17 protein-coding genes and 1 riboswitch are annotated in these 15,182 nt (G+C 69.7%); of the genes, 4 read left to right on the top strand and 13 right to left on the bottom strand.

What is annotated here, in order from left to right:
* Positions 1 to 102: 102 nt before the first annotated feature.
* The 3 genes from groL (ACEVFP_RS16380) to ACEVFP_RS16390 form a co-directional block, all read right to left on the bottom strand.
* Positions 103 to 1,704 (bottom strand): chaperonin GroEL, encoded by a 1,602-nt coding sequence (gene groL / locus ACEVFP_RS16380; protein ID WP_375000511.1) that lies wholly within the window; start codon positions 1,702 to 1,704, stop codon positions 103 to 105.
* Positions 1,705 to 1,788: 84 nt separating this feature from the next.
* A complete protein-coding gene (gene groES, locus ACEVFP_RS16385) occupies positions 1,789 to 2,079 on the bottom strand; it encodes a co-chaperone GroES (protein WP_375000512.1) in 291 nt (96 codons plus the stop codon).
* Between the two features lie 150 nt (positions 2,080 to 2,229).
* Positions 2,230 to 2,613, bottom strand: coding sequence for a hypothetical protein (locus tag ACEVFP_RS16390; RefSeq protein ID WP_375000513.1), 384 nt, complete (start codon positions 2,611 to 2,613; stop codon positions 2,230 to 2,232).
* Between the two features lie 80 nt (positions 2,614 to 2,693).
* On the opposite strand from ACEVFP_RS16390, the gene ACEVFP_RS16395 reads away from it, so the two are divergent.
* From ACEVFP_RS16395 to ACEVFP_RS16410, 4 genes are read left to right on the top strand one after another with little or no spacing between them, the layout of a single operon-like run.
* Positions 2,694 to 3,851: an SAM-dependent methyltransferase gene (locus tag ACEVFP_RS16395; RefSeq protein ID WP_375000514.1), complete on the top strand. Its 1,158-nt coding sequence runs from the start codon at positions 2,694 to 2,696 to the stop codon at positions 3,849 to 3,851.
* On the top strand, positions 3,848 to 4,300 hold the full coding sequence (locus ACEVFP_RS16400; RefSeq protein WP_375000515.1) for a helix-turn-helix domain-containing protein: 453 nt from the start codon (positions 3,848 to 3,850) through the stop codon (positions 4,298 to 4,300). The genes ACEVFP_RS16395 and ACEVFP_RS16400 overlap by 4 nt, the downstream gene beginning before the upstream one ends.
* Before the next feature lie 10 nt (positions 4,301 to 4,310).
* Entirely contained in the window at positions 4,311 to 4,748 is a 438-nt protein-coding gene (locus ACEVFP_RS16405) for a VOC family protein (RefSeq protein WP_375000516.1), read from the top strand.
* 57 nt (positions 4,749 to 4,805) lie between these two features.
* Positions 4,806 to 5,639, top strand: a complete 834-nt coding sequence (locus ACEVFP_RS16410) for a tryptophan 2,3-dioxygenase (protein ID WP_375000517.1) — start codon at positions 4,806 to 4,808, stop codon at positions 5,637 to 5,639.
* Between the two features lie 24 nt (positions 5,640 to 5,663).
* Here the strand turns inward: ACEVFP_RS16410 and ACEVFP_RS16415 are convergent, their stop codons facing one another.
* The 10 genes from ACEVFP_RS16415 to otsB all read right to left on the bottom strand — a co-directional run bounded on the left by ACEVFP_RS16415 (position 5,664) and on the right by otsB (position 15,180).
* The gene (locus ACEVFP_RS16415) at positions 5,664 to 6,029 is read right to left on the bottom strand and encodes an MmcQ/YjbR family DNA-binding protein (protein ID WP_375000518.1); all 366 of its coding nucleotides are present in this window, start codon (positions 6,027 to 6,029) and stop codon (positions 5,664 to 5,666) included.
* Between the two features lie 150 nt (positions 6,030 to 6,179).
* Positions 6,180 to 7,820, bottom strand: a complete 1,641-nt coding sequence (groL, locus tag ACEVFP_RS16420; RefSeq protein ID WP_375000519.1) for a chaperonin GroEL — start codon at positions 7,818 to 7,820, stop codon at positions 6,180 to 6,182.
* 253 nt (positions 7,821 to 8,073) lie between these two features.
* Positions 8,074 to 9,429 (bottom strand): hypothetical protein, encoded by a 1,356-nt coding sequence (locus tag ACEVFP_RS16425; protein ID WP_375000520.1) that lies wholly within the window; start codon positions 9,427 to 9,429, stop codon positions 8,074 to 8,076.
* Between the two features lie 5 nt (positions 9,430 to 9,434).
* Positions 9,435 to 9,875, bottom strand: a complete 441-nt coding sequence (locus ACEVFP_RS16430) for a hypothetical protein (RefSeq protein WP_375000521.1) — start codon at positions 9,873 to 9,875, stop codon at positions 9,435 to 9,437.
* Positions 9,872 to 10,084, bottom strand: a complete 213-nt coding sequence (locus ACEVFP_RS16435; RefSeq protein ID WP_375000522.1) for a hypothetical protein — start codon at positions 10,082 to 10,084, stop codon at positions 9,872 to 9,874. Before ACEVFP_RS16435 ends, ACEVFP_RS16430 begins: the two co-directional genes overlap by 4 nt.
* Positions 10,081 to 11,904 (bottom strand): hypothetical protein, encoded by a 1,824-nt coding sequence (locus ACEVFP_RS16440; protein ID WP_375000523.1) that lies wholly within the window; start codon positions 11,902 to 11,904, stop codon positions 10,081 to 10,083. The genes ACEVFP_RS16435 and ACEVFP_RS16440 overlap by 4 nt, the downstream gene beginning before the upstream one ends.
* Before the next feature lie 152 nt (positions 11,905 to 12,056).
* Positions 12,057 to 12,257 (bottom strand): cold-shock protein, encoded by a 201-nt coding sequence (locus ACEVFP_RS16445; protein WP_375000524.1) that lies wholly within the window; start codon positions 12,255 to 12,257, stop codon positions 12,057 to 12,059.
* 282 nt (positions 12,258 to 12,539) lie between these two features.
* The gene (locus ACEVFP_RS16450; RefSeq protein WP_375000525.1) at positions 12,540 to 12,815 is read right to left on the bottom strand and encodes a MoaD/ThiS family protein; all 276 of its coding nucleotides are present in this window, start codon (positions 12,813 to 12,815) and stop codon (positions 12,540 to 12,542) included.
* 10 nt (positions 12,816 to 12,825) lie between these two features.
* Positions 12,826 to 14,106: a threonine synthase gene (gene thrC / locus ACEVFP_RS16455; RefSeq protein WP_375000526.1), complete on the bottom strand. Its 1,281-nt coding sequence runs from the start codon at positions 14,104 to 14,106 to the stop codon at positions 12,826 to 12,828.
* Positions 14,107 to 14,117: 11 nt separating this feature from the next.
* Positions 14,118 to 14,229: riboswitch (SAM riboswitch) on the bottom strand.
* Positions 14,230 to 14,319: 90 nt separating this feature from the next.
* Positions 14,320 to 15,180 (bottom strand): trehalose-phosphatase, encoded by an 861-nt coding sequence (gene otsB, locus ACEVFP_RS16460; protein ID WP_375000527.1) that lies wholly within the window; start codon positions 15,178 to 15,180, stop codon positions 14,320 to 14,322.
* Positions 15,181 to 15,182: the final 2 nt, after the last annotated feature.

Below are 15,182 nucleotides of genomic sequence, written 5' to 3' on the forward strand. Positions count from 1 at the left end.
CCCCGGAGATGTGTTGCTCACCACGGCCGATCAGTGCTCGCGATGAGAACGACGACGGCGCCCGACCCGTGAGGGTCGAGCGCCGTCGTGGGGCAGGTTCGCTCAGTGAGCGTGACCGCCGTGACCGTCCTCCTCGTCCTCGGGCCTGTCGACGACGAGAGTCTCCGTCGTCAGCAGCAGCGAGGCGATGGAGGCGGCGTTGGCGAGCGCCGAACGCGTGACCTTGACGGGGTCGAGAATCCCCTGGCCGATCAGGTCGCCGTACTCCTCGGTGGCCGCGTTGTAGCCCTGGCCGAACTCGCGGACCTTGGAGACCACGACCTCGCCGGAGACACCGCCGTTGCGGGCGATCCACTCCAGCGGGGCGTCGGCGCCCTTGCGGACGATCCGGGCACCGACGGCCTCGTCGCCACTGAGGCCCAGGTCGTCGTCCAGCACGGAGACAGCGTGGACGAGCGCGGATCCGCCGCCGGCGACGATGCCCTCCTCGATGGCCGCACGGGTCGCCGAGACGGCGTCCTCGATGCGGTGCTTCTTCTCCTTGAGCTCGACCTCGGTCGCAGCACCGACCTTGATGACGATGACGCCGCCGGCCAGCTTCGCCAGACGCTCCTGGAGCTTCTCGCGGTCCCAGTCGGACTCGGTGCTCTCGATCTCGGCCTTGACCTGCTTGACCCGAGCCTCGACCTCGGCAGCATCGCCACCGCCGTCGATGATCGTCGTGTCGTCCTTGGTGATGAGCACGCGACGCGCGGTGCCCAGCACCTCCAGGCCGACCTGGTCCAGCTTCAGACCGACGTCGGAGGAGATGACGGTGCCACCGGTCAGGGTAGCGATGTCCTGCAGGATCGCCTTGCGGCGGTCACCGAACGCGGGCGCCTTGACGGCTGCGACGTTGAACGTGCCGCGGATCTTGTTGACCACGAGCGTGCTCAGCGCCTCGCCCTCGACGTCCTCGGCGATGATGAACAGCGGCTTGCCGGCCTGCACGACCTTCTCCAGCAGCGGCAGCACCTCGGCGATGGAGGAGATCTTGCCCTGGTGGATGAGGATGTACGGGTCGTCCAGCACCGTCTCCTGACGCTCGGCGTCGGTGACGAAGTACGGGGAGATGTAGCCCTTGTCGAACTGCATCCCCTCGGTGAACTCCAGCTCGGTGCCGAGCGTGTTGGACTCATCGACGGTGATGACGCCGTCCTTGCCGACCTTGTCGAAGGCCTCGGCGATCAGGCCGCCGATGAAGGAGTCACGCGAGGACACGGTGGCGACGTTGGCGGTGTCGCTGGTGTCGTCGACGGGACGGGCGTCCTGCAGCAGGCGGGACGAGACGGCCTCGACAGCGGCGTCGATGCCGCGCTTGAGGCCGACCGGGTTGGCGCCGGCGGCCACAGCACGCAGGCCCTCGTGGACGAAGGCCTGGGCGAGCACGGTGGCGGTGGTGGTGCCGTCACCGGCGACGTCGTTCGTCTTGGTGGCGACCTCCTTGGCGAGCTGGGCGCCGAGGTTCTCGAACGGGTCGTCCAGCTCGACGTCACGGGCGACGGTCACACCGTCGTTGGTGATGGTGGGGGCGCCCCACTTCTTGTCGAGGACGACGTAGCGGCCCTTGGGGCCGAGCGTGACCTTGACGGTGTCGGCGAGCTTGTCGACGCCGCGCTCGAGGGCGCGGCGCGCATCCTCGTCGAACTCCAGGATCTTGGGCATCTGGGTTCCTTCTGGGATCAGAGGTGGTCAGGGGGACACGAGCACCCCGGGCCGCCACGTGCGCGGCCGGCCCGGGGCGTCGGATCAGGAGACGACGGCGAGAAGGTCGCGCGAGGAGAGGATGAGGAACTCATCGCCCCCGTGCTTGACCTCGGTGCCTCCGTACTTGCTGTAGAGGACGCGGTCTCCGACCGAGACGTCCACGGCGACGCGGTTGCCGTTGTCGTCGACGCGGCCGGGGCCCACGGCCACGACCTCACCCTCCTGCGGCTTCTCCTTGGCGGTGTCCGGGATGACGAGACCGGACGCGGTGGTCTGCTCAGCCTCGACGGTCTTGACGACGACGCGGTCCTCGAGCGGCTTGATGGTCGACACAGTCGACTCCCCTTTCAGGCGGTGAACGATGTACGTGTGCACGTCGTCGCGGGAGCCGTGCACGGTTGGCAGTCGCGGTGTGCGAGTGCCAACTCAGAATCTAGCACCCCGTTGGCACTCGACCCAAGAGAGTGCCAGATAGTGGATCGTTCAGCCGCTCCACCCGAAGCGCCTGCGCACGTCGTCGGCCTCCTCGCCGTCCAACCAGCCCAGGTCGAGGTGACGTCCGGCGACCCGCATCGACGTACCGTCCCAGCCGGCATCCTGGACCTGGTGGACCATCCGGCCCTTCTTGTGCGGTGGCTCCGGAGCGTAGACGAGCGCCACCTGCTGGAAGGGGCGGCCCCAGCGCGGCCGCCAGCGCTGCCAGCCGACGAGCCTCCAGCCGACCGTGAGCACCGACGCGACGTGTCCGGACAGGCGCCCCCCGTCGAGGGCCGTCGCCACGGCCCCGTGGAACCGCTCGAGCTCGGCGAACGTCTCCACCTCGGCGTCCTGCTCGTACAGACCCCACGGGCCGATCCGGCTGCGCATGGCGCCATCCTGACACCGACCCGGCCCGTCATCGGCGCCTGCGCCGCCGACTCCCGTGCTGCCGATGCGACGATGGCGCCGTGGACCCGGCGACGTTCGAGCGACTTCTCTCCCCCGAGGGCCAGGCCCTGCTCACCGAGGTGCACGAGCGGGCTGGCGTCGAGTCCGACCTCGCACTCGGCACCCGCCTACGGACCGAGCACCCCGCCGAGCTGGTCGCCGCGGCGCTCACCCAGAACCACCTGCGTGGCAGGGCGGCTGCCAAGCTGGGCCCCGACGCGGCTCGTCTGTACTTCACGCACGACGCGCTGGAGCAGGCTACCCGCGCACCCGTCGCGGCGCTGCGCGCCGAGCGGCTGGCGGCCAGCGGAGCGGTTGCCGTCCTCGACCTCGGCTGCGGCGTCGGCGGCGACCTCATCGCCTTCGCCCGGGCCGGGCTGCGGGTGCGCGGGGTGGAGCGCGATCCCCTGCGCGCCGCCATCGCGCGGGCCAACCTCGCGGCCCTGGGCATGGACGGTCAGGTCCTGCAGTCCGACCTCGGCGAGGTCACCCGTGAGGCCGACGAGGTCCCGTTCCTCGACCCGGCCCGGCGCGAGGGCACGGGGCGAGTCTTCGACGTCGATGCCATGAGCCCACCGTGGTCCGTCGTGACCGATCACCTGCGCGGCGACGCCGTGGTCAAGACCTTGCCGGGTCTGCGACACGCCCTCGTGCCCGACGGCGTGGAGGCCCAGTGGGTCAGCGACGGCGGCGACCTCGTCGAGGCCTGCCTGTGGGGCGGCGACCTCGCCACGGCCTCGCGACGCGCGAGCGCCCTGCCGGGCCCGCACGAGCTGACCGGCGACGGAACCGCCGGGGAGGTCGGCGCGGCCGGGCACTGGCTGCACGAGCCCGACGACGCAGTCATCCGCTCGGGCCTGGTCGGCCAGCTCGCACACCGCATGGGCGGACGACTGCTCGACCCGCACCTGGCCTACATCTGCACGGACGTCGCCGTCCGTGACCCGCTGGCGCGTTCCTACCAGGTCCTCGAGGAGCTGCCGTTCCGCGAGAAACGGCTCAGGGCGGCACTCGCGGCACGCGACGTCGGGACCCTGACGGTCAAGAAGCGCGGCGTGGACGTCGTGCCGGAGCAGCTGGTCAGGCGGCTGCGGCTGACGGGCTCGCGGCCCGCCACCGTCATGCTGGCACGCGTGGACACCGGCGCCCGGGCCTTCCTCGTCGAGCCGCGACGATGACCTCGGCCCAGGAACGACGGAACCGGGCGATGCTGCGCGTGCGGGACACCATTGATGCCCAGTACGCCGAACCGCTCGACCTCGCCGCGCTCGCCACTCTCATCCACCTCTCCCCCGACCATCTGGTCCGCGAGTTCCGTGGTGTCTTCGGGGAGACGCCGCACCGCTACCTCCAGCGACGTCGGATCGAGCGAGCCATGCAGCTCCTGCGGGCCACCGAGCTCGACATCACCGAGATCTGCCTCCGGGTGGGATTCTCCAGCCTCGGCACGTTCAGCCGCACCTTCTCGGCGGTGGTGGGAGAGAGCCCGTCGGACCACCGCCGGCGCGGCCCGCTGCCGGCCACGGCCGGGTGCTTCCTCATGGCGTGGCAGCGTCCGTCGAGCGCCACCCACCCCGGGCGCGGCTCGTCGGTTTCGGAGAAGCGGGACTCCGCCGGCTCGCCTTAGCCTGTCGGTCATGACCATCACGCACACACGACTCTCATCCATCTTCGTCCTCGACCAGGACCAGGCGCTCGACTTCTACGTCGGCACCCTCGGTCTGGAGGTCGCCGTCGACGCCGACCTCGGCTTCATGCGCTGGCTCACCGTCAAGGTGCCCGGTGACGACCGCGAGATCCTGCTCGAGCGTCCCGGTCCGCCAGCCCAGGACCCGGTGACCGCAGAGGAGGTTCGCGCCCTGGTCAGCAAGGGAGCCGGCGGTGGCTGGATCGGGTTCAGCACCGACGACGTCGACGCACTGCACAGCGACCTGGTGGCCAAGGGTGTCGAGATCACCCAGTCCCCCACGGACATGTCCTACGGCCGCGACATGGGCATTCGCGACCCGTTCGGCAACAACCTGCGGATCGGAGAGATCAAGCCGTTGGAGCAGCTGGGCGACTGGGACGGCTGACCACGAGGACCCGCTCGGTGCACGTCACGTGGCCGCGCCCACGGATACGGTGGCCCGATGACGTCGCACCGACCCATCGAGGAGGGCGTCGCCACCGATCTGGCCGGTGAGCAGACGTACGGCTCCTACCTGCAGCTCGACGCTCTCCTGGGCGCCCAGCGTCCCGTCTCCGACCACCACGACGAGATGCTGTTCATCGTCCAGCACCAGGTCACCGAGCTATGGCTCAAGCAGCTGATCCACGAGCTGCGCTCGGCCATCGCGCTCGTCGCAGCAGACGACCTGCCGCCGGCCCTCAAGCGACTCGCGCGCATCAAGGCCATCCAACGGCAGATGTTCGAGCAGTGGTCCGTGCTGGAGACCCTGACGCCGGTGGAGTACGTGCAGTTCCGTGATGCGCTCGGCAAGGCCTCGGGGTTCCAGTCGGCGCAGTACCGCACGGTGGAGTTCCTGCTCGGCAACAAGACGCCCGGCATGGTCAAGGTCTTCGCCCACGATCCTGTACTGCGCGACCAGCTGCAGGCGGACCTGGAGGCACCCGGCCTGTACGACACGTTCCTGCGCCACCTCGCTCGCCGCGGTCACGATGTTCCGTCCGAGGTCCTCGATCGCGACGTCCGCGAGCCGTACACGTCGCACCCCGGCGTCGTGGAGGTGTTCCGGCGGATCTACGCCGACCCCGACGAGCACTGGGACGACTACGAGGCGAGCGAGGAGCTCGTCGACGTCGAGGAAGGATTCCAGCTGTGGCGGTTCCGTCACCTCAAGACGGTGGAACGGATCATCGGCTTCAAGCGAGGCACCGGCGGATCGAGCGGCGTCGCGTTCCTGCAGCGCGCACTGGACCTCACCTTCTTCCCCGAGCTGCTGGACGTCCGCACCCACCTGTGACACTGGCGCACGGACGGCACGAGGTCAGGCCGGGCGGTCCACCAGCTCGGACAGATGCTGCGGAGCCTGCAGGCAGTAGGAGTCGGTGAGCAGCTCGGCGAGCTCCGCGGCGTCCGTGTCGTCGTCGAGCACCATCCCGACGACGTTGCCGCTGCCGCCCACGCGGAAGTATCGAGGACCCAGGTGCTCGAACGCGGGCACCTCGGCCATCTCGGCGCGGAAGCTGATGCGGATGAGCTGGTCCTCGCCGCCGAACAGGTGAGCGACGTTGGACCCGCGCACCGTCCAGCGCAAGCCCGTCCAGGCTCGCTCCTCGCGGGTCTCGGGCAGACCCGCCATGACCGAACGCACGCGCTCCAGCCAGATGTCGGGTACCGGTGCACGCGCCATGGATCCACGGTCCCACGGCACTCCGACAGTTCAGGGCGCGTGGTCCGGCCTGACAGGGCCCGACGCGAGAGGGCCCCGACGTGAGAGGGCCCCGACGTGAGAGGGCCCCGCGCGCAGCTGCGCGCGGGGCCCTCTGCTGGAGCGAAAGGCTCAGAAGCCCATACCGCCCATGCCGCCCATGTCACCCATGTCGGGGGCGCCACCACCGGCCGGAGCGGGCTCCGGCTTGTCGGCGACGACGGCCTCCGTCGTGAGGAACAGTGCCGCGATGGAGGCAGCGTTCTGCAGCGCGGAGCGCGTCACCTTGGCCGGGTCGATGATGCCCTCGGCGATGAGGTCGACGTACTCGCCCGTGGCGGCGTTCAGGCCGTGACCCGGCTCGAGGCCGGCGACCTTCTCCGCCACGACGCCGCCCTCGAGGCCGGCGTTGATCGCGATCTGCTTCAGCGGTGCCGACGCAGCGGAGCGGACGATGTTCGCTCCGGTGGACTCATCACCGTCGAGCTGCAGCTTCTCGAACGCTGCAGCGGTGGCCTGCACGAGCGCCACGCCGCCACCGGCGACGATGCCCTCCTCGACGGCCGCCTTGGCGTTGCGCACGGCGTCCTCGATGCGGTGCTTGCGCTCCTTGAGCTCGACCTCGGTGGCCGCGCCGACCTTGATGACGGCGACGCCGCCGGCGAGCTTGGCCAGACGCTCCTGGAGCTTCTCGCGGTCGTAGTCGGAGTCGCTGTTCTCGATCTCGGCGCGGATCTGGCTGACCCGACCGTTGATCTGGTCCTGCGAGCCGCCGCCCTCGACGATGGTGGTCTCGTCCTTGGTGGTGACGATCTTGCGGGCCGTGCCGAGCAGTGGCAGGTCGGCGTTCTCCAGGGAGAGGCCCACCTCCTCGCTGATGACCTCGCCACCGGTGAGGATGGCGATGTCGGCCAGCATGGCCTTGCGGCGGTCACCGAAGCCGGGAGCCTTGATGGCCACGGACTTGAAGGTGCCCTTGAGCTTGTTGACCACGAGCGTGGCCAGGGCCTCGCCCTCGACGTCCTCGGCGATGATCGCCAGCGGCTTGCCGGACTGCATGACCTTCTCCAGCACCGGGACGAGGTCCTTGATGTTGGAGATCTTGCTGTTGACGATGAGCAGGTACGGGTCCTCGAGGACCGCCTCCTGGCGCTCGGCGTCGGACACGAAGTAGCCCGACAGGTGACCCTTGTCGAAGCGCATGCCCTCGGTGAGCTCGAGGTCCAGCCCGAAGGTGTTGGACTCCTCGACCGTGATGACACCTTCCTTGCCGACCTTGTCCATGGCCTCGGCGATGATCTCGCCGACGGACTCATCGGCTGCGGAGATGGATGCGGTGGAGGCGATCTGCTCCTTGGTCTCGACATCCTTGGCGAGGCCGAGCAGCTGGCCGCTGATGGCCTCGACGGCGGTCTCGATGCCCTTCTTCAGGCCCATCGGGTTGGCGCCGGCGGCGACGTTGCGCAGGCCCTCGCGCACGAGCGCCTGGGCGAGCACGGTGGCGGTGGTGGTGCCGTCGCCCGCGACGTCGTCGGTCTTCTTGGCGACCTCCTTGACGAGCTCGGCACCGATCTTCTCGTAGGGCTCCTCGAGCTCGATCTCCTTGGCGATGGACACGCCATCGTTGGTGATCGTCGGGGCTCCCCACTTCTTCTCGAGGACGACGTTGCGACCCTTGGGGCCGAGCGTCACCTTGACGGCGTCGGCAAGCTGATTCATGCCGCTCTCGAGGCCGCGACGGGCCTCTTCGTTGAACGCAATGGACTTGGCCATGTGGAACTCTTTCGGTTCGACGTGGAGGTGGTCGGCTGATGCCCGCGACGGACGGACGCTGCTGTCGGCGGACCCTTCCCGCCTCGGCACACGCCCTCATCGGGCCGACCCGATGTCTAGCACTCTCACTATAGGAGTGCTAATCAACCCGCCGCAACGCCACCCCCTCACTCCAGTCGCCCAGGTCATCGCTGAGTGGGACGTTTCGGCCGACGTTTCGGCCCATGCGGGGCCGAAACGTCCCACTCAGCGGTCAGACGCTGAGGAGCAGGTAGATGCCGGTGAACGTGTAGCCGACCATGAGCAGCAGCATGGCCAGCTGACCGGTGAGACGGTGCGAGCGCGGGAGTACCGCCAGCGCCTTGTCATGGGCCGAGACGACCGCGAGGACGTGCCCGAGCACGACGAAGCCCACCTTCAGCGTGGAGAGCAGATCGGGCCGCTCGGACAGGAAGTAGGTGATCGAGGCGTCCTCGGCGATCCCGAACGGCTGCAGCAGCGCGATGACGACGCCCTGACCGCGCTCGAGCAGATAGCTCAGGTAGTGGGCGAAGATGTACCCGACGACGATCGGCACGAGCGAGTGCGCCATGAGTCCGGGCAACGCCGCACGCTCCTGCCGGCTGACCCCGCCGGTGGCCCGCGCCGCCGCTTGGAAGGCCAGCGCTGCCACGGCACAGAACGTCAGCAGCACGAGCGTGTCGACGACCACCGACGGCGTCCGGCTCTGCCACGTCTGCGAGGCCGCGAAGCTGTCGAAGGCCGTGGAGCCCAGCAGCACCGCCACCAGCGTCACCAGCCCGGGTGCGACGGGGACGTGCACGAGGCTGCGCAGCGAGTTGTGCAGCTCCGGTCGTCGGTTGCGCACGAACGGCGACAGGTGCGCGACGAGGGCGCTGTAGGCGTCGAAGGGGTCGGCACGGTCCAGCCATCGCGGCCCGGCGACGACGGCGCCGACGACGACCCACACCAGGTATCCGGCGACCCACGTGCGCACCGTCATGACGTCGCCTGCGCTGGGTGAGACGAGCTCCAGCCAGACGAAGGCGAAGATCCCGGCGACGGCGGGCCAGTACCCCCAGCGTTCGGGAAGGACGACGAATCCGTTCGGGCGTCCGCTCACCCGTCCGATGAGCCACTGCAGGCTGCGCCAGGGCGACAGGTCCTTCCAGACGTGGCCGGCCACGAGCGCCAGCGGCACGAGGCCGACCCACACCAGGACGTACAGCGCCCCGATGCCACCGTTGCTGGTGTCGTCCGGGCCGAGGAAGAGCGACCCGATGAACCATGCACCGAGCACCAGTCCGACGATGGCGAGCCACGGCCGCCGGGGCGGCTCCTGCACGTCGGGCTCCGGCCCCTGGAGCTTGGGGGTCTTCCACGCCAGCGCGAGGACGGCGAAGGAGATCGTCAGCGCCCACGTCGCCCCCACGACGGCGTAGAAGAACGGGACCGGCAGATCGGTGGCGCCGCCGACGCCGTGCGCGGGCAGAAACAGCGACGCCGGGCCGTGGGCGGCCAGGTCCAGCACCGGCAGGGACGCCGGGCCGTGGGCGGCCAGATCGAGCGCCGGCAGGGACGCCGGGCCCTGGGCGGCCAGATCGAGCACAGCGCTCAGGGCCGGACGACGAGCTGGACGATCGTGACGCCGAGGTGGTGTGACTCGACGGCGGCCTGGCCGGGCGTGTCGATGGTGAACGTCTCCTCGACCGTCTCACCGGGCTCGGCGAAGATCGAGACCTCCGGGTCGGCGTGGACGTGGATCTCGTCCTCGTGGTCCGAGGTCACCGAGATGGTGATGGGCTCTCCGACGGTCACCTCGACCCGTTCCCCCTGAGGCGAGACCTCGCCGTCGGCGATCTCGACGTCGACCTGGACTCCCTCGGCGTCGCCGTCCTGCGCGTCCTGCGCGGTCTGTCCGGCGTCGTCCTGGGGGGCCTCGTCGGCCGCCTCGTCACCCCCACCACATCCGGCGAGGATCAGTCCGGTCGCGGCGATCATCGCCCCGGCCCGCATCGCGCGGGCGCCGATCGTGCGCTCTCGTGTGCGCTTCACTGGTCTTCTTCCTCCTCCTCGAGGGCGCGCTCCATGAGCTCGCGTTCCTCGGCCTCTTCCTGTCGGTCCTTGCGCGCTATGTACAGCACCACGCCGACCACCACGATCGCCGGCACGAAGGCGGGCACCGCGAAGAGCACGGGGTGGTGGGCAAGCAGCTGCTCACCGGCCAGCTCGGCACCGGCCAGCTGCTCCCCGAGTGGGCTCATGTGGACACGGTAGGCCGTGTCTCGGCGTCCTCGTCGGTCTGTTCGGCGATCCGCCGGGAGACCCGCGCCACGGCCACCGAGATGCCGGCCAGGATGGCCAGGCTGCACAGGAGCACGACGGCGTTGGCGACGCTCCACAGCCACATCGGCTGGTCGAAGCTGCGCTCGCGCTGCAGGATCTCGATCTCGGGCACGAAGTCCCGCGTGGCACTGGCCTCGACGGGCAGCTCCTCGGCACCGATCGGCGGGTCCTCGGGCAGGAAGACCGGCACTGCAGTGAGCATCCGGCCGTCCTGGACGCGCACGAGCGTCTTCCACGTCCCACCGACGGGGATGGGTGAGACGCTCTCCCACGTGTCGGGGCCGGTGCGGCGCAGCTCCTGGGTGACGATGCCTTCACCGCCGCCCTGCCACGCAGTGGCCTGGACCCAGGTCGGGGTGTCGTCGACGAGGCCCTCGGAGACCGTCATCTGCAACATGATGGCGGGCTCGTCGTCCGTGCCGACCTGCTCGGTCGTGATGGTCGCCGAGGCGTCCTCGGGGACGGTCGCCCACAGACCGTTGGCGACGCCGAGGGAGGTCACGAGGATGGAACCGACCACGATGCTGCGCCCGATGGCGCGGTTCTCTGGCAGCCGACCGTTCAGTCCCATGGCGAACAGGGCGCCGCACAGTCCGCCGCCGACCGCCACCGGCACAGCCATGGCCAGGCCCTCGAGCCACATGTCGCTCGTCCACGGGAAGGCGAAGACCGCATCGTTCCAGAGCTTCTCGGTGACCATGCCGACCGTGCCGATGCCGAGGCCGGCCACGGCACCGAAGAGCAGAGGACGGTCCTTGAGCTTGCTCAGGGCGATCAGCTCGACCACGAGCGCGCAGCCCAGGTACAGCGGGAAGACGTGCCCGGCCTGGCCGAAGACGTCACCGACGACGAAGGAGACGACCCCGCGGACGATCACGAAGAAGAACGCCGCGAACAGCGCCGCACCGGGGCCCACGTACAGCCGGGCGGCGACGAGGGCCAGCGCGGCGGCGGCCGCGATCATCATGGGGGCGAAGACCATCCGGAACTGCGCGATGCCGAAGTCGAACTCGGCCTGGAACACCGACAGGCCGATGAGCAGCCCGCCGAAGGCCATCGACAGGGTGAGGCGGTGCAACGTGCGGTAGGAGGTGTTGCCGCTGTTCTTGCGCCAGTCGGCGGAGAACTCCGCCTCGCGGTGCAGGAGGATGATGCCGGCGGTGGACAGGCCGGCACCGCCGATGAGCATCAGGTGCGTCGGGCCCCACAGGGTGACGTCCTGGCCGAAAAGCCGGTGCCAGATGTCATCCAGCGGGAAGCCGATCAGCGCGTAGAAGCCGCAGGCGGCGATGAAGATGCCGGACACGGGTGCGTACCAGCGACGGGTGATGCGCACGGACGCGATGCCGGGCCGCTCCCCGTCGCGGGGGTAGACGACCGCCGTCATACCGGCGACGAACAGCGCGAAGAGCCCGTAGAGGATGAGATAGTGCGCCGGGTTGGCCAGCGGCCCGTCGTCGCGGCCCTTGCCGGCGTGCAGGCTGACGTCCCACAGGAAGCCGAGCAGGGCGATGATCAGGGAGCTGGCGACGAAGAGCGTCGGGATGGCGGCCCACCCGGGCTCACCGGTGCGCTCGGTGAGGCGCTCACCGGCCCGCTGGATCCATTCGATGCGATGGGTGCGATGCGCCCACGCGAGCACCAGGAGAGCGATGGTGACGACGGTGGCGCCGACACTCAGGCCGACGACCTGGTCGAGGGCAGCGCCGCCTGCGGCGGGCTCGGCGGCAATCAACATACCGTGAGTATGAAGGCTGGCCATCTGACATGGCAAGTGTCAGATGGTGTGGGTCACACCGTGTCGTGCGACACGTCCGTTCACCGACTCGTCACCGCCGGGCGACGTCGCGGGGGCCTCGACCACCGGAGACCGGGTCGCGGCAGGAGGTCTCAGCGAGTGATGACCTCGTGGGCCTCTCGACCCTTGGGGCCGTCCACCACGTCGAACTCGACCGACTGGCCGTCGTCGAGCGTCTTGTACCCGTCGGACTTGATCTTGGACCAGTGGACGAAGACGTCGTCCTGGCCCTCGACCTCGATGAAGCCGTAGCCCTTGTCCGCGTTGAACCACTTGACGGTGCCCTGCACCATGTCGCGCTCCCACCTGCCGTGTCCGGTCGCCCCTGCCCGGGCGACACCTGAGAGCCTATACGCCCGGCTCGTGCGGTTCACCGGCAGTTCATCGCACCCGATCCACGATCCGGACGCGGCCCACGCATCAGGGGGATCAACCCCGGACACCGCGGGGCTGCGCCCCTCACCAGTGAACCGAGCTCACCCTCCCGCCACAGCAGGGCTCCGCCCTTCATCAACCTGCGAGAACCTTCAACCCCCAGCGACAGCAGGGCTGCACCCCTCACCAGTGAACCGAGCTCACCCTCCCGCCACAGCAGGGATGATGGAGATCTGGGTGTTGTCGGGCGTCGCGGTGTCCAGGCCCTGGGCGAAGCGGACGTCCTCCTCGGCGACGTAGACGTTGACGAAGCGGCGCAGCGCACCGGACTCGTCCACCACGCGTGCCTTGATGCCCGGGTGGGAGGACTCCAGGGAGTCCAGGACCTGCGCCAGAGTGTCGCCCTCGGCGGTGACCTGCGACTCATCGCCGGTGTAGCTGCGCAGGATGGTGGGGATACGAACTGAGACGGACATGGGAGCTCCTTCAGGCGATGCCGGCCGCCGAGAAGGCGGCGTAGGTGGGGTCGATGGTGGCGTACGGGCCGACGCCGCCGGAGACGGCGTCCAGTGTCTTGAGGCCGTGGCCAGTGTTGATGACGACGGTCTCGGCCTCGGGGTCCAGCTGCCCCGACTCCGCCAGCTTCTTCAGGACGCCGACGGTCGTGCCACCGGCCGTCTCGGTGAAGATGCCTTCGGTCCGCGCGAGCAGCACGATCGCCGAGCGGATCTCGTCGTCGCTGACCTCCTCGACCCCGCCGCCGGTACCGCGCGCGATGTCGAGGACGTAGATGCCGTCCGCAGGATTGCCGATCGCCAGCGACTTGGCGATCGTGTCCGGCTTGACGGGCCGGATCGCGTCGACCCCGGCCTTGTGGGCCGTGGCCACCGGGTTGCAGCCCTCGGCCTGGGCGCCGAAGACCCTGTACGGCTTGTCCTGCACGAGCCCGAGGGCGATGAGCTCCTGGAACGCCTTGTGCACCTTGGTGAGCTGCGATCCGGAGGCCACCGGGATGACGATCTGGTCAGGGAGCCGCCAGCCCAGCTGCTCGGCGATCTCATAGCCCAGCGTCTTGGAACCCTCGGCGTAGTACGGCCGCACGTTGACGTTGACGAAGGCCCAGCCCTCCTCCTCACCGGCGATCTCGCTGGCGAGCTTGTTGACGTCGTCGTAGTTGCCGTCCACCGCGACGAGCTTCTCGGTGAAGACCGCGGAGTTGACCTGCTTCGGTGTCTCCAGGTTGCTCGGGATGAACACGACCGTCTCGATGCCGGCGCGAGCGCCCGCCGCCGCCACCGCGTTGGCGAGGTTGCCCGTCGACGGACAGGCGAAGACCCGGCTGCCGAGCTCCCGAGCAGCGCTCAGGGCACAGGCGACGACCCGGTCCTTGAAGGAGTTGGTGGGGTTGGTGCTGTCGTCCTTGACCCACAGGTGGCGCAAGCCGACCTCGGCCGCGAGATTGTCAGCCTTGAGCAGTCGGGTGAAGCCGGGCTCGGTGTTGGGACTGGTCTCGATGTCGTCGGGCACCGGCAGGAGCGCCTTGTAGCGCCAGATGTTGCGCGGCCCGCTCTCGATCTGCTCCCGGGTGACGGTGCCGAAGTCGTAGCCGATCTCCAGCGGGCCAAAACACTCGTGGCAAGCGTAGAACGGGCCGAGGTCACGGGTGGTGCCGCACTCGCGACACACCAGCTCGCGGGCCGGACCGAAAGCGCCCTCACGCAGGCCGGCGGACTGCTTCGTCGCGTGGGGGGCGGTGGTGGTACTCACTGAAGGCCTCCTGGTCATCTCTCCCGATCACCCTTGCGCCGGGACGGAATTAGCACCTGGCTCCCGATGAGCTGGTTGCTGGGGTGTCGTCGGGCCGTGTCCCTCTACCCCTCGTGATGAGTGGTGCCAGCCTACGCATGCGTCTCATCATGCGTCCAATCGGTCCGAGAGATGAGACCGCGCTCTGGCGCCCGGGCACGTACCGGACGTGGGTCAGCGGGCCTGCGCGTCGAGGGCCGCTGCCCAGGCGGTGAGCCATGCCGCCACGGCGTCCGGGCCGTCGAGCACGAGGTCGGATCGCGCCACCAGTGCGTCCTGCTCCTCCGAGGCCGAGCACACCAGCTGTCCGGAGATCCCGCGCGACCGCAGCTGCTCGACGGCATTGAAGGCCGGCAGGTCGCCCAGGTCGTCCCCGGCATAGACGACGTGCCGCGGCCCGAGCTCGGCCACCAGCTCCAGCAGGGCCGATCCCTTGTCAGCCCCGTGGCCACGCAGCTCCATCACCTGTCGGCCGGGCTCCACCTCCAGCCCGTGCTCCTCGGCGAGCCGACGCAGAGGCGCCTCGAGCGCATGAAGCAGCGCCGGCCCGAGCCCCCGGGTGTGGACCGCCAGAGCCACGCCCTTGTCCTCGATGCGCGCCGAGCCGGCACCACGCTCCTGCAGCCAGGCCGGCAGCTCGGCCGCCAGGGACTCGATGGCCGCGGGTCGAGCCGGCTCGCGGACCTGACCCGTCGTGGCGTCCCATCGCTCTGCGCCGTACTGACCACAGATGACCAGCCGCTCCAGCCCGGGCAGGCCCTCGAACCCGCCGAGCTCCAGCGCCTGGCGAACGGGCCGGCCGGTGATGATCGCGACCCCGCCCAGGTGCCGTCCCAGGTCGGCCATGGCGTGCACCGAGTCCGGATGGGCGAAGGCGTGCGCGGGGTCGGCGACGACGTGCGAGAGCGTGCCGTCGAAGTCCAGACCGAGCAGGGTGGCTGCCGGGTCCCGGAGACTGCGGGGCTCGAGCAGGTGCTCATCGAGCGCGTGTTCGTCGCGAGCCGAGGAGTCGCCGCCGGGAGTGCGCGCAGGCATGC

The organism is Aeromicrobium sp. CTD01-1L150, assembly GCF_041951745.1.
GTDB lineage: Bacteria > Actinomycetota > Actinomycetes > Propionibacteriales > Nocardioidaceae > Aeromicrobium.